7 protein-coding genes are annotated in these 13,988 nt (G+C 61.3%); 5 read left to right on the top strand and 2 right to left on the bottom strand.

Going from position 1 to position 13,988, the window contains the following annotated elements:
• Positions 1-88 precede the first annotated feature (88 nt).
• Positions 89-649, top strand: a complete 561-nt coding sequence (locus tag J5M56_RS15890; protein WP_060479310.1) for an NADPH-dependent FMN reductase — start codon at positions 89-91, stop codon at positions 647-649.
• A gap of 57 nt (positions 650-706) precedes the next feature.
• Here the strand turns inward: J5M56_RS15890 and phnX are convergent, their stop codons facing one another.
• Both phnX and J5M56_RS15880 read right to left on the bottom strand, forming a co-directional pair.
• Positions 707-1,534, bottom strand: a complete 828-nt coding sequence (gene phnX, locus J5M56_RS15885) for a phosphonoacetaldehyde hydrolase (RefSeq protein WP_207937288.1) — start codon at positions 1,532-1,534, stop codon at positions 707-709.
• Between the two features lie 32 nt (positions 1,535-1,566).
• The gene (locus J5M56_RS15880) at positions 1,567-2,673 is read right to left on the bottom strand and encodes a 2-aminoethylphosphonate--pyruvate transaminase (RefSeq protein WP_207937287.1); all 1,107 of its coding nucleotides are present in this window, start codon (positions 2,671-2,673) and stop codon (positions 1,567-1,569) included.
• A gap of 113 nt (positions 2,674-2,786) precedes the next feature.
• On the opposite strand from J5M56_RS15880, the gene J5M56_RS15875 reads away from it, so the two are divergent.
• From J5M56_RS15875 to J5M56_RS15860, 4 genes are all read left to right on the top strand, one after another.
• The gene (locus tag J5M56_RS15875) at positions 2,787-3,647 is read left to right on the top strand and encodes a LysR substrate-binding domain-containing protein (protein WP_207937296.1); all 861 of its coding nucleotides are present in this window, start codon (positions 2,787-2,789) and stop codon (positions 3,645-3,647) included.
• Between the two features lie 57 nt (positions 3,648-3,704).
• Positions 3,705-4,727 carry an AraC family transcriptional regulator gene (locus J5M56_RS15870; protein ID WP_186478534.1) on the top strand — a complete coding sequence of 341 codons (1,023 nt, stop codon included), beginning with the start codon at positions 3,705-3,707 and terminating at the stop codon, positions 4,725-4,727.
• A 65-nt stretch (positions 4,728-4,792) separates the two neighbouring features.
• A complete protein-coding gene (locus tag J5M56_RS15865; RefSeq protein WP_207937286.1) occupies positions 4,793-9,307 on the top strand; it encodes an NEL-type E3 ubiquitin ligase domain-containing protein in 4,515 nt (1,504 codons plus the stop codon).
• Between the two features lie 125 nt (positions 9,308-9,432).
• Positions 9,433-13,887 (top strand): NEL-type E3 ubiquitin ligase domain-containing protein, encoded by a 4,455-nt coding sequence (locus tag J5M56_RS15860; protein ID WP_207937285.1) that lies wholly within the window; start codon positions 9,433-9,435, stop codon positions 13,885-13,887.
• The last annotated feature ends 101 nt before the right edge of the window (positions 13,888-13,988 follow it).

Here is a 13,988-nt window from a genome sequence, read left to right as displayed (position 1 = left end):
TTCGCAGGTTGGAAAAAAACTCGGGCGATCGAAAACGGTCATCTATAACTATTCACGTTCCTTTTCCCAGCACAGGATGGATCATGCAATGAGCCAGGTATATTCGGTAGCGGTTGTGGTTGGCAGCTTGAGAAAGGACTCCTATAACCGCAAGGTGGCCCACGCACTTTCGGAGCTGGCGCCGTCCAGCCTCGCCTTGAAGATCGTCGAAATCGCAGACTTGCCGCTGTACAACGAGGATGTCGAGGCCCAGGGCGCGCCAGAGCCGTGGAAGCGTTTTCGCGACGAAATTCGCCGTAGCGATGCGGTGTTGTTCGTCACCCCGGAGTACAACCGCTCCATGCCCGGCTGCCTGAAAAATGCCATCGACGTAGGCTCGCGGCCTTATGGTCAGAGTGCTTGGGGCGGTAAGCCAACGGCGGTGGCTAGCGTGTCGCCCGGCGCCATCGGCGGTTTCGGTGCCAACCATGCGGTGCGCCAGACACTGGTGTTTCTCGACATGCCGTGCATGCAAATGCCCGAAGCGTACATTGGCGGTGCCGCAACCTTGTTCGACGACGCAGGCAAGCTCAATGACAAGACCCGGCCGTTCCTCCAAGGCTTCATCGACAAGTTCGCTACCTGGGTGAAGCTGAACAGATCTGTCTGAACCGTCATCGTTATGGCGCATTGCCGGGGCTACGTGCGAATGCGCCATATCGGCAGTTCAGCAGGACTGGGGCATTACGCCTTCGGCCAGTCGTCGATTGATGTCGGCGATCACCTCGGGTAGTTCATTGATGGTGTCGATCAGGTAGTGCGGCCGGGACCCCGCAAACAGCTCGTGAATGCGCTTGCGCTCGCTGTCGAGCTCTAGCGCGTTCAGCGCCCGGTAGCCTTCCCAGCTCAGCCCAAGGGCATTGCCCGAGCACACCAGCGCTACGGTCCACATCCCAGCGCGCCGACCCTCGAGGATACCTGGTACGGTATCGTCGACTTTTACGCACGCCGCCACATCCTCTACGCCTAGCGCTATTACGTTGGCCAGTGCCTGGGCCGGCCATGGCCGGCCATTGGGCGTTTCGTCGGTGGCCACCACGTGGTCGGCGACGTAGCCGTTTTGCGCTGCAAGCTCCACCACCTTGTCCATGACAACCTTCGGATAGCCCGAGCACGAGCCGATCTTCAAGCCGCTCTGGCGCAGGTGGGTCAGGGTGTGCAGCGCCCCAGGGATCAACGCCGAATGCTTGGCGATCTTTTCTATCTGCAGCGGCATGAAGCGATTGTAGATGGCAGTCACGTCATCGTCGGTCGGGGTGCGGCCGAACACCTGACGGTAGCGCTCGGCGATGTCAGGCAGGTCACACAGGGTACGAATGTGGTCCCATTTGCCCATGCCCATCGGGCCCCTCGCTTGCTCGACGGACACCTGCACGTCGAACTCGGCGAAGGCTTCGACGAAGATCTGGGTAGGGGCGAACGAGCCGAAGTCGACCACGGTGCCGGCCCAGTCGAGGATGGCGGCTTGCAGCTGGGTAGGGTGGCTGTAGTTCATCAGCGCTAATTCCTGAATTGAGGGGGCGAGGGTCAGATGTCCAGCACTTGCATTTCCCGCAGTGCATCGGCCACGGCATTTACCGCCGCCTGCATGCCATCGGCACCGACCACACCGATGCAACCGACACGGAAGGTTTCGACCTGGGTCAACTTGCCCGGGTAAAGGATGAAACCTTTGGCTTTGACTCGCTCGTAGAAGTCTTTGAACTGGTAGCGGGGATCGCGGGGAGCATGGAAGGTGACAATGATCGGCGCCTGGATGTCGGCGGGCAGGAAGGTGCGCAGGCCAATGGCGGCCATGCCTTGGAGCAGGGTCTCGCAGTTTCCGGCGTAGCGCTGGTGGCGTGCTGGTAGGCCACCTTCTTCGTGGTACTGCTGCAACGCTTCATAGAGGGCGGCGACCACATGGGTGGGCGGGGTAAAGCGCCACTGGCCGGTCTTGGCCATGTAAGCGTGCTGGTCATGCAGGTCCATGGCGAGCGAGTGAGCATTGCCTTGGGCGCCAGCCAAAGCGTTTTTCTCGGCAAATACGAAACCCATGCCAGGCACGCCTTCCAGGCACTTTCCGGAGGCCGCGATGAGTGCTTCGAATGGAATTTCGCGGGCGTCGATCGGTAGCGCGCCGAACGAGCTCATGGCGTCGATGATCAGGCGCTTGCCGTGGCGCTGGACCACCTGGGCTATGTCGGCCAGCGGGTTGAGAATGCCTGTACTGGTCTCGCAGTGGATCAAGGCCACGTGGCTTACCGCCGGGTCGCCAGCCAGCAGGCGCTGGACATCGGCAGCTGTGGTCGGCTGATCCTCGCTGGTTTCGAAAACACTGTAGCTGCGGCCCAGCACCTGGCAGATCTTGGCCAGTCGCTGGCCATAGGCGCCGTTGATCAGCACCAGCACTTTACCGTCGCGCGGTACCAGCGTGCCGATAGCAGCCTCCACCGCGAAGGTGCCACTGCCTTGCAGAGGCACGCAGTGATGGCTGGCGCTGGCGCCGACAATCGCGAGCAGTTGCTCGCAGACATTGGCCGTCAGTTGGTTGAAGTCGCGATCCCAAGATCCCCAATCCACCAGCATGGCCTGGCGGGTGCGCATCGATGTGGTAAGGGGGCCTGGAGTCAGAAGAACTGGGGCATTGCGCATTGCGTTATTCCTCGCGGGCGCTGGGCAGTAACGATGGGTGGCTAGGTTGCAATCCAGGCTTGTATCAATCAAATTGCTTGTTGTTATCCCAGCTATAAGTCAGGCCGATGAGTATGAACCTGTTCCAGTTGCGTGCCTTCGATGCGGTTGCCCGTGAGGGCAGCTTTACCCGCGCGGCAGAGCGGCTGTTCATCAGTCAGCCGGCGGTCACCGGTCATGTCAAAGCCCTGGAGGAGCACTACCAGGTCACCCTGTTGCGACGCACTGCACGTCGGGTGGAGTTGACCGAAGAGGGCATCCGCCTGGCCGCCATCACTCGCGCCATGTTCGGCTTGGCAGAGCAAGCCCAGGCCATGCTTGAGGCCAACCGACAATTACTGACCGGACGCTTGGAAGTGGCTGCCGATGGCCCACATCGGGTCATGCCCATGCTGGCGCAGTTGCGCGAACGCTACCCTGGCATCACGGTGAATCTGCGCCTTGGCAACGCTCAGCAGACACTGGCGGCATTGCTGTCCGAGCATGCCGACGTGGCGGTGCTGACCGAGATAGCGCCTCGCAAGGGGCTTTATTTGCAGCCGCTCTGCCAATCGCGCGTGTGTGTGTTGGTGCCCGCCGGGCATCCCTGGGCCAGCGCTAAAGGCGACGTGCCGCTGGCCGCGCTGCATCAGCAGATCATGGTGCTGCGCGAACCTGGCTCAACCACGCGCCGTACCTTTGATAAGGCGTGCCTGCAGGCGGGCGTGCAGCCAAGGGTGTTGCTGGAACTGGACAGCCGGGAAGCGGTTACCGAAGCGGTGGCAGCCGAGCTGGGTGTTGGGGTGGTTTCTTCCACCGAGGTGGCCAACGATCCAAGGGTGGTAGCGCGGCCATTGGCCGGTGAGGGGCTGGTCAACCAGCACTGGCTCGGGTGCCTGCAACGGCGCAGCGAATTGCGCTTGATCCAAGCGTTTCTGGGCTTGGCAGCGCAGTGATGGCTGTTTTGCCTGAGGCGGCCTAAGATGGCCGGCAACCCGCCGACAGGAACGTCGATGAGCGACAAAGACACCATTTCCATGCAGTTGGTGCGTGAAGCCTTGCTGCAGACCTGCCCCGCCGCAGAGCCTGACGCCAGCCTGCTGGCCGGGGCCGGCATTGCCTTCGAACACCTTCACCAGCCCCAGGCACGGGTCAGTGCCGAGTCCTATGCCCGCCTATGGCGCTTGCTGGCGCGCCGCTGCAACGATGAGTTCTTCGCCATGGACCCGCGAGGCCTGCGCAGCGGCAGCCTAGCGTTCATGTGCCGCGCCAGTATGGGGCAACCAACCCTCGGGGCTGGCATTGAGACCGCACTGACGTTTCTTTCGCTGATGCTGCAGGACATGCAGCCTGGCTTGGTACGCCAGCAGGGCCTGGCCGAAATCGTGATCAATGAGCCACGTGAAGAACCCCGTCGGGCCTTCACCTATTTCACTTTCTGGATGATCGTGCATGGCGTGGCGTGCTGGCTTGCGGGGCGGCGTATTCCGATTCTGGCTATCGATCTGCGCTGCGCCGAGCCGCCATTTTGCGATGATTACCGAGTCATGTTCTCCGAAAACCTTCAGTTCATGCGCCCGCGCACGCGCATGATTATTCCTTCAGAGTGCCTGCAATTGCCACTGCGGCGCACTGAGCAAGAGCTGCAGCGCTTTCTGGCGGAAATCCCCGGCAACATTCTGGTCAAGTACCGTGACCCGTCTAGCCTTGGGCGGCGTATCCGTACCGATCTGTTGCAATTGGCACCCGGGCAATGGCCCGATGCCGACCAACTTGCACGGCAGCTGTGCCTGTCAGTCTCGACCTTGCGCCGCCGTTTGGCCGAAGAGGGCCAGACCTATCAAGGCTTGAAAGACAGCGTCCGCCGTGAGTTGGCGATTGCCTGGTTGAGCGGGGACGATGTGGCAATGGGCGAAATCGCCGAGCGTCTGGGCTTTGCCGACAGCAGTTCGTTCTACAAGGCGTTTCGCAAGTGGTTTGGCTGCAACCCTGGGCACTATCGGGCCTTGATTCAGGCTCGACAGACCAGTCATTGATTCCCCCTGCCCGGCGCTTGGCGTGGCGCGCATCTTTGCACGTTTCCCACCCAAGGGTTACCTGCATGCCAATCGCCACCCACCCCGCCAAACTGGCCCATGCGGCCGATCAGTTTCTTGCTGAACGCATGAGCGCCTGGCTTGGTTCGTTGTCAGCACGGCAAGTCATCGATATACGGCAGGCTTACCAGTTGCACATGGCAAGCCAACGAAAGATTGCCGCTGTATTAGCAAGATTGCAGCCATTGGACGCGTTCGCAAAGCGCATGCTCGAGACCCAACTGGGCAGGTCAATGGGGTTGCACATCGACCTGGCGCGAGCGGTCTGGCGGGAAGAGCGTCGTCAATTCACCCTCAAACCGGATCAATTGCCGGTCGACCACAGTTACTTCGTGCGCATGCCGGCCCTGCAAAAACTGATGCAGAACTTTCAGGCAGGCGAGTCGTTTTACAGCGAGACCGCCTTGGTGTACCCGGCTGATCAGGCCGCCGGGGCTGCGGAGCAGGTTTTGAGCAAAGACAGCGACGGTGTCGTTGAGCTGTGCCGTTCTGTGGATGTGGGCCACCAGTATCAGCAGCATCTGGCGCAGCTGCTGACTGAAAACTTCGCGCGGGAAGTGGCCACCGATATACGCCTGGCCCTGGCTTTGCGAACCGAAATCGCCGCCAGCCGCAGGCTGATACCGTCTGAAGAGCTAAGGGTATTGCGCGACTTGGCACAGGGTCGCTCACCCCGTCATGCAGTGAGCACTGACGTACGTTGCGGCCCGCTGCAGATGCTTAACAGTGTGCTCGATGGTGTGCTGGCAGTGGAGCTCAGCGGCAGCTGGCTGCCCAGCGTCAGTGTGCCGATCGAGGTCAAGGCGGTAAACGGAATATTGCTGGTTATGCCAGACGATCCGGACAATCCGGTTCGACATTTCGCCACCTGGGGGGCGGTGAACACGCTGCTGTTGGTGTGGATGGAGTCGCCAGTAAAAAGACACAAGCTCCTGCAGCGCGTGGCGCTGCAGGATCGCGCGGCGTTTATGCACACACTTAACTTGCGTTTGCTCGATGATGAGCCAGACCTTGCGCCTTCGTTGCAAAGGGTGGACGGAGCGTTGTTCGAAACCCTTGCGGCGGCACATTTGGAGCGTATACGCGAGGATGCAAGGTTTCTGGCAGTGCCCAATGCTGATGTCGATGCGCGTCAGTCCCGCGATCGTCTCGCGCTCATGCAGTCGGTTGGGCTTGCCCTGGTAAACCTGGCGGGGCTCTTTGTGCCCGGAGTGGGTCAGCTGTTGTTGGCAGATATGGTCATTAGCACCCTGCGTGAAGTTTGCGAAGGCGTTGCCGATTGGTCGCAAGGCCACCAGCACGAAGCGCTGGAGCATATGCTCGCAGTGGCTGAGTCAGTTGCAGTCAATGCAGCCACAGCGGCGGGCGCCAGTCTTGTAGCGGGAGCCTTCACCCGCAGTGCCTGGGTCGACGGGCTGGAGCCTGTGATCAATGACGAAGGTGAGCAGCGGCTCTGGTTCAATACTCTGGCGCCGTATGTCGATCCCAACCCGCCCTCGCCACTGACGACGCTCGACAATGGCTTGCTCAGTGACGGGACTGACCACTGGTGGCTCCAGCAGGGGGTGTACTACCGAGTGCGGGCTAACAGTGACCAAGGCCCTTGGCGTTTACTGGATGCACGCGATCCACAGGCCTTTGGCCCGGCCTTGGAATTCAACGGAGAGCGAGCCTGGCGCCTGACCTACGAACGGCCTCTGGAATGGCAGGGCCAGGCTTTGTTGCTGGGGCGACTATGGCCGCCAGCGCAAGCCTTTACGGATGAGCGAGCTGCCCAGGTGATGGCGGTGGCAGGGGTGGATGAAGCCTTGCTGCGTGGCCTGTTGGTGGAAAATCGACCACTTCCGGTAGCCTTGCGCGATACCTTGGAACGCTTCGCGGTGGATGCCAGAGTCGAACACTTCCTGGGCGCAGTAGGCAGCGGCGCTGCCGATACCGATGCCGAACTGTGGCAATGGTGCGTCGACCACTTGGGGGTTCAGACGCTTGACCTGCGAACGCAAAGCGACACCATCGTGCAACAGGCTGATGAACTGCGCGAGCGTCTGTTCGAGCACTTCGCCAACGTTTATTGGGCTGATGACCCACAGCGCGCGTTGCTGCAGCGAGACTTTCCTGGCCTGCCCGATGCCTATGCCGTGAGCCTGCTCAGGCACCTGAGCAACGAGCAGCGTGTGGCAATGCGCACAGGTTTGCGCATACCGCTGGCAGTAGCCAAGCAGGCACGCCAGTTGCTGCAAGTGGCCCAACTGACCCGCATGCGCGAGGGCTTATACCTTAGATGCAGCTACCGGGCGGATCAGGTCAGGCTAGTATTTGCCTTGTTGAGCCAGGCCGGGCGGTGGCCTGCAACACAGCCTTTGGCTTTACACGAACGTTCGGCCACGGGCAGGTTGCTCGCCAGTCTGCACCAGCCAGCGTTGGCTAAACCCTACCCGATACTGGTCAGGGCCGCCGGCAAATTCCGCCTCTTTGGCCCGACACAGACTCCATTGCACGGCGCGACCGGTGAGCCAGGCGAGCTGCTGGAACTGCTCCTGAGCTGCCTGAGCGGTGCAGACAAAGCGCGCCTTGGCTGGGCCGGTGCCGACGGTGCGGCGAAACTGCGCAAGGCCCTGCAGGGCTGGCTACCCCGGCAACGCAAGGACATGCTGCGGTTACTGGGCATGCCTGACGCGGGCGCACCGAGCAACCCAGTCCGGCGCCTGCCCGATGGCCGCGTCGGTTACCTGTTGAGCGGGCGGATGACTGGGGGTGGTGGTGCCCAGAACCTGCTGCAGTCTCGCATACGTGCGCTTTACCCCGGCTTCAACGAGGCCGAAGTGCAGATCTACCTGGAACTGTTGCTGGAGCGTCCGGGCTCTGCCTATAGCAACCTGTTGCTGCAAGAGCGCCAATACCGCATGTTGGAACAGGCCCTTGCGCAGTGGGTGAGCCGGGCGCGTGGTGATACCGCCAGTGCCCTGAGGCGGCAGGCCGCGCTGCAGCTTCAGCGCAGTTGGCAGTTGATAGGCGAGCGTATCATCGACCAATGGGATGTGCCCCAAGGGCTTACCCTGAGCCTGCACGACATCCCCTTGCGCAGCCTACCGCATCTGCCGGCCAACACAGATTTCGGCCACGTCGCGCACCTGACATTGATGGGCCTGAGCCTGGATGAACTTCCTGATGGGTTTCTGCGTTGCTTCACTCAACTGCGCTGGCTGAACCTTGGTAACAATGTTTTAACCAGTATCCCCAATGATCTCGCTCACCTTGGCCAGTTGCGCAACCTGCGCTTGGCTGGCAACCAGATCAGCGTCACCGTTGCCGGAGCCAGAGCGCTGGCAAGTCTCACCCGGTTGCGCACCCTGGACCTGAGCTACAACCCTTTGGGGGCTACCAGCGTGCAACTTCAGACAATGCTGCGGCTGGAGGAGTTGAACCTGCGGGGCACCCAGTTGCTGGCGCTGCCCGAAGATCTTCAACAGTGTGCCCAGCTGATTGTTGCCGATCTGCGCGACAACCACATCACGGGCGTCTCCGACGCTGTGCTTGCTGCCCCTGAACGTTGGCGCCGTACCCTTTTGCTGGAGGGTAATCCACTGCCAGAGGCTATCAGTCAACGTGTCGGCCCGCCGATGCGGGCAATCGAGGCGGGCGCGGGCACGCCACCGCCGACTGCCAGCACGCGGGGGCTGTGGTTGGAAAATTCGGATGAGCAGTATCAGGCCAGATCAGCGTTGTGGGACGCCCTGAACGTCGAGCCTGGCAGCCAGGATTTTTTCCAGCTGCTGGATGCGTTGACCGGAACCCAAGACTTTGAACGAGTGCCTGCAGACCTGCGCCGTAGGGTCTGGGTAGTGCTAGAGCAAGCCGCCGGCGACACCAGCCTGCGTGATGATCTGTTCAGCCTGGCTGCACACCCGCGTACCTGCATGGACAGTGTGGCGTCGTGCTTCAGCAGACTGGAAGTACAGGCCTATGTGGCGCAGGCGTTGCGCGAAAGCCCGCCACAGGCCGGCCGGCTAGCTCGCTTGGAACTGGCTAGGCGCTTGTTCAGGCTTGATCAGGTAGAAACCTTGGCTCGCGAAGACATGCAAGTACGCCGCACTCAAGGTCAGGATGTCGATGAAGTTGAAATGAGCCTGGCCTACCGCATCGGTTTGGCGCGGGTACTGGACTTGCCAGGCCAGCCCCGCACCATGCATTTTCCAGCCCTTTCAGGGGTCAATCAGCATCATCTGGACACCGCGGCAATGGCTGTCCGACACGCCGAGACCACCGACGCTTTGGCGCGGTACGTCAGCCAGCGAGATTTCTGGTTGGACAGCTTGCGCAGCAGCCATGGCCAGCTGTTCAGCGAGGTCGAAGCACCATTTTGGTCGCAACTCGAAGCCCTGGACAATTCACCTTCGAGCAGCGGCGACTATCTGCTTGCCGCCAACCGCCTGGCGGACGAGCGGCAGGCTGCGGTGAAGGAACTGGCGCTGCGCCTGACCCGAGAGGCTTTGGCCGAGCTGCCAGACCCTGCCAGCTAACCCGCCTCTTGCACCATTGGCCTAAGCAGATGGCAGCCCATAGCGGTACCAGGCGCAGTTCCCCCTGCCTGTGGTGCTGCCAGCAACCGACCATAAACGCTTCCCAGTACCCAGCAGGCACTCCCATGACGGATCACCTAATACCCGCGTCCGAATCGACCCTTAGCACTGCTACGGACGCTTTCATAAGTGCTCGGCTGCCTGATTGGCTGGCTCGGGCTTCGGCGTCCCAGATTGCCGCACTGCGTAGCCGCTTCACCGAGTACAAGGCAAGCCAGGCACGTGTGCAAGCCTGTACCGAGCAGCTGCTGCCTTTGCAGGCATTCGCCGAGCAGCATCTGGCCGGCGTACTGCAAAAGCCTTTGCCCGCCGGGGTCACCTTTGCGGATCTGGAGTGGCGTGTGGTAACGCCACGCTTCGATATGGGGGCCAATCTGGCACTGCCGACCTACGGGTATGGCGAAGTAAGACGGAATGGTTTGCTGCAGCTGATGAGTAACTTCCCGGCCAATGCTAGCTTTTACGACGGAACCGGCCTAGTTGCGCCCGGCAGTGACCTGGTGCTGAGCGGTTCCGCAGCCCAGCTGGTCAGGGCGTGCCGCGCGCTTGACGTAGGTGCCAGGTACCAAGCGGAGCTTGGTACGGTGTTCACACAGGAGGCCCTCGAGCTCTTGGCTCAAGACAAGCGAGCAGCCCTTAAGCTTGCTTGCAAAGTGGCTGCTCTGAAGGGGGACATCAGCGGCGCCGAGGAACTTGCACTGAGCGAGATAGGCCAGAGCGACGCCGAGAAGTTCGAGGGCGGCTTGCGGGCTTACCCTGGGATGCTGCACGTACTTGGGCGGCCAACCGCCGAGGGGTTGTTGATTGTATTGCGCGACCAAACGGGCTTGGTCAGGGGCGTTGTGCTGTACCTGCCTGGCGACCCAGACAAGGCGCTTCGGCGCTTCGATACTCTGGATGCGTTGAATAAGGCGATGGCGACCCAGCTGGGCAGCCAGGCCTATAGGCAGTATTTCAGCCAGCTGATCGGCGTGGACCAGCGGCCAGGTTTCATCATGACCCTTGGCTTGCGCCTGCAGGATGCCCACCCGGACTTGCAGCTCAAGGGGCTAGCTGCGCAGGGCGAATTGTTCGCGGCGATGGCGACCCTGCAGGTTGCGCACGTGAAAAATGATGCCCGCCTACTGCTTGTACCCAGCGCCGATGCTCAGGCCGCCGCTTCACGTGCAAGGCACGAAGCTTGGCAATCGGCCGGTTTGGACTTGCTCAACCTGGCCGGCTTCTTCATCCCGGTGGTGGGTGCATTGCTGTTGGGACAGTTGGTGGTGCAAACCTGTTCGGAAGTTTTCGAGGGGATAAGCGATTGGTCCAGGGGCCATCAGCATGAAGCTCTGGAGCACTTGCTGAGCGTTGCCGAAACTGTGGCGGCTGGCGCTGTGACCGTGGCCGGCGTTAGCTACCTGCGCAATGCATTCATCGCGGGTTTGGAGCCTGTGAGCCTAGCGCACGGGCGCAGCCGCCTATGGCACTTCGACGCTGTCAATTACCAAAGCGTGCCAGGCAATATCGATCTGCTCGAAGATGGACGCTATGGCTATGGAAGGCGCCGCTGGATGCGTATGGACGGGCGCTACTACGAGATGCATCGACCACAACCTGACGGGCCATACCGCTTACGCCATGCCTCCACGAGCGGTGGCTACGGGCCGATGGTGCTGCACAACGGCGAGCGCAGTTGGCGGCTGCTACGTGATCAACCGCTGACATGGCAGGGGCCTGAGCGCATGCTCGATGTGTTATGGCCGCAACATCCCCCCATTGAGGCGCGCCAGGCCATGCAAGTGATGCAGGTTGCCGATGTCGACGAAGATGCACTGCGCGGTATTCTGGTTGAGAACCGGCCAACGCCTGTGCATCTGAGGCAGACCCTGCGAGCCTTCCAGGCCCATGCGCGGGTTGGCACATTCTTCGAGCATGTACGCGCCCAGACCCTGACGGCTTCGGACATTGAGTTGTTGACATGGTGCGAGGGCCAGAATCGTGGTGGCAGGGGGTTGGACCACGTGCTGGCCGACGAGGCCTGGCTGCGCCCGCAACTGTTCAGCTACCTTACCGTGCAACCTTTCGCCGAAGACCCGATGACAGCACTGGTGCACCGGGATTTTCCCGGTTTGCCCTCAGCCTATGTCAGCGAAGTGGTTAGCCAGGCAAGTGATCTTGAACGCGAAATGGCCCGTGTCGAAAGGCGATTGCCGTTGCAGTGTGCAAAGAATGCGCGGGCACTGTTGCGCCTGGCCCGTCTGACCCGAGGCTTGACCGGCCTGTATTTGAGCACCGCCTACAGCGATGTGACAGGTGAGCTGGTGCTGACCTTGCTCGATAGCTTTGACCTTCAGGGGCTTGACATCGATTTGCGTGAGGGGGCACTGGATGGGCGCTCGATTAAACACCTGGGCAGTGGTGGGCAAACCGAGCAGGAACGCAGGCTGGTGTGGCATGAGGGCACCTTCACGGTCTACGACGGCCGTGGTGAGGCACTGCGCGCCACGCTTGGCGACCCAGGTTGCGTTTTCGAGGCTGTCGCTGCGGCACTCACGCCTGAGCAACGAAGCGCAATGCAAATCGCAGGCAGCGCTTCGGCGAGCCAGTTGCGTGAGCGCCTGCTGGCTCGGCTGCCCGCTACCCATTGGGGCATCACGCGTATGCTGGGGTGGCCCGAGCAGGGTAGCTGGGCCAACCCAGTGCGCCGCCTGGAGCATGGGCGCATTGGCTACCCGCTGAGCGGCCGCCCTGGAGGTCTGGGCACTCGACAGCAAGCGACTGTTCGAGATCAGTTGCGTGCTCTGTACCCAAGCTTGACTGAGCAAGGGCTCGACGACGAGCAGGCGCGCCTGGCACAAGGGCCGCAGCCTGTGTTCGAGCGGCTGGTGCAATTGCAGGATGATCACGAGCAGTTGATTGAGCACTTGAACCGTTGGGTGGGCGCGGAACTGCAGGAAAGCCAACAAGCTGCGCGCAGGTTGACCGCGGACAGCATCCTGCGGGCGTGGCGGCTTCAGGCTGAAGCCAACCCCTCTGACCAAGGGCAGCGTTTGCTTCTTGCTGGAGCGCACCTGAGAACGTTGCCAGCTTTGCCACCACAAATTGAATTTCATCGCATCACGGCACTGTGCCTGCGCGATTCGCCGATTAACGAGATCCCGGTCGATTTCCTGCGACCATTCAGTGCTGTGACCGACTTGAACCTGAGCAGCAACCGTTTGCTGCGCCTGCCGCTGGGGGTGGGTTATCTGCCGAGCATTCGCGTGTTGCGCCTGGCGCACAATCAAATTCGCCTGGATGCCGCTACCGTCGAGGTGCTTCATAGCTTGCCCGAACTTGTTCATCTGGATCTGAGCTACAACCCTCTGGAAGCGTTGAACTTACGCTTCAACCAGCTTTCCCGTCTCGCTACCCTGAACTTGCGCCATTGCCGATTGGGCGCCTGGCCGCAACGCCTGGAGCTATGTGGGATGCTTGAGTGCGCGGACTTGCGCGACAACCTGCTGCGCGACGTACCGCAAGAGATCCAGCTGATGCCCTATGGGTTTCGCCGTGCGTTGTTGGTCGAGCGCAACCCTTTGCCTGTCGCACAGCTTCGAAACCTGTATGCGTTGGACGTCATTGAGGTACATGGGCACCCATCAGAATCGTTTCCCGCCGTGGACCTGCCAAGCGCCAGAGCGCTGTGGGCGGAGCACCCGACCGCGCAGATTCAAACAACACGAGAGGCATTGTGGCAACGCTTGCAGGAACAACCCGGCAGCGACGCATTGTTCCGCCTGCTAGCGCGGTTGCAGTTCACGGCTGACTATCTACACGCCGGTGCTGGGCGTGAGGCACTGATGGAGGGTGTTTGGACGCTGTTGGGGGCGCTGGACGGCGATCCTGTGCTTTGCCGCCAAGTATTTAGCCAGGCCGATGTGCCACTGTCGTGTTCGGACGCGGTCGCCAGCCAGTTCAGTGCGCTGCAGATATGGGTCAGGCAAGCGCTGGCGCAAACCGCAAATGGGCACCCTAGTGCGCAGCTGGTGGAGCTTGGCAGGCAACTGTTCCGCTTGGATCAGCTGCAATCGGCAGCCTACCGTGAGGCCCGGCAACGGTCGGCCGCAGGGCAAGCCGTCGATCAGTTGGCAGTCGACTTGGCCCTCAGGGTCGGGCTGCGTGAGCGCTTGAACTTGCCGGATCAACCCCGTGCTATGCGCTATCCCGACTCAGCCCAGCTGACACAGGCCCAGATCGATGGCGTATTGCAGCGAGTGAATCGCGCGCAGACCTTGGAAGCCCTGACCGATAGCCTGAGCCGTCGTGATTTCTGGCGTCATTACCTGCGCCAACGGCACGCCCGGATGTTTGAAGCCATCGAGGCGGACTACACCCAGCGTATCCTCAGGGTGCAAATTCAACAGCCAGCTTTGCCTGCGGCTGCTCGTCATGACCAGGTCGAGAACCTACAACTGCTCAAGGATGCCGAGACGCAGCGCCTAATCAGCGGCTTGACGCAGTCTTATCTGCGTGCGGCAGAGCGTCAGAATGCCTAGCAGAATGCGGCCAAACCGGTCATCCACTTTGACAGGTTTGACCATTGCCGCGGCGATTGGGCGGCGCGAACATCGTTGGACCGATGGTTTCACTCCAACAA

Source organism: Pseudomonas sp. 51_B (assembly GCF_017491595.1).
In the GTDB taxonomy this organism is placed as follows: Bacteria; Pseudomonadota; Gammaproteobacteria; order Pseudomonadales; family Pseudomonadaceae; genus Aquipseudomonas; species Aquipseudomonas promysalinigenes.
Note: the sequence above shows the minus strand (reverse complement) of the source record. Positions and strands in the feature narration are given on the sequence as shown.

Bases quoted from the DNA above. Each gene is read 5' to 3' on its own strand.
- J5M56_RS15890 (WP_060479310.1), top strand. From the start codon at position 89: ATGAGCCAGGTATATTCGGTAGCGGTTGTGGTTGGCAGCTTGAGAAAG.
- J5M56_RS15880 (WP_207937287.1), bottom strand. From the start codon at position 2,673: ATGCGCAATGCCCCAGTTCTTCTGACTCCAGGCCCCCTTACCACATCG.
- phnX (WP_207937288.1), bottom strand. From the start codon at position 1,534: ATGAACTACAGCCACCCTACCCAGCTGCAAGCCGCCATCCTCGACTGG.
- J5M56_RS15875 (WP_207937296.1), top strand. From the start codon at position 2,787: ATGAACCTGTTCCAGTTGCGTGCCTTCGATGCGGTTGCCCGTGAGGGC.
- J5M56_RS15860 (WP_207937285.1), top strand. From the start codon at position 9,433: ATGACGGATCACCTAATACCCGCGTCCGAATCGACCCTTAGCACTGCT.
- J5M56_RS15865 (WP_207937286.1), top strand. From the start codon at position 4,793: ATGCCAATCGCCACCCACCCCGCCAAACTGGCCCATGCGGCCGATCAG.
- J5M56_RS15870 (WP_186478534.1), top strand. From the start codon at position 3,705: ATGAGCGACAAAGACACCATTTCCATGCAGTTGGTGCGTGAAGCCTTG.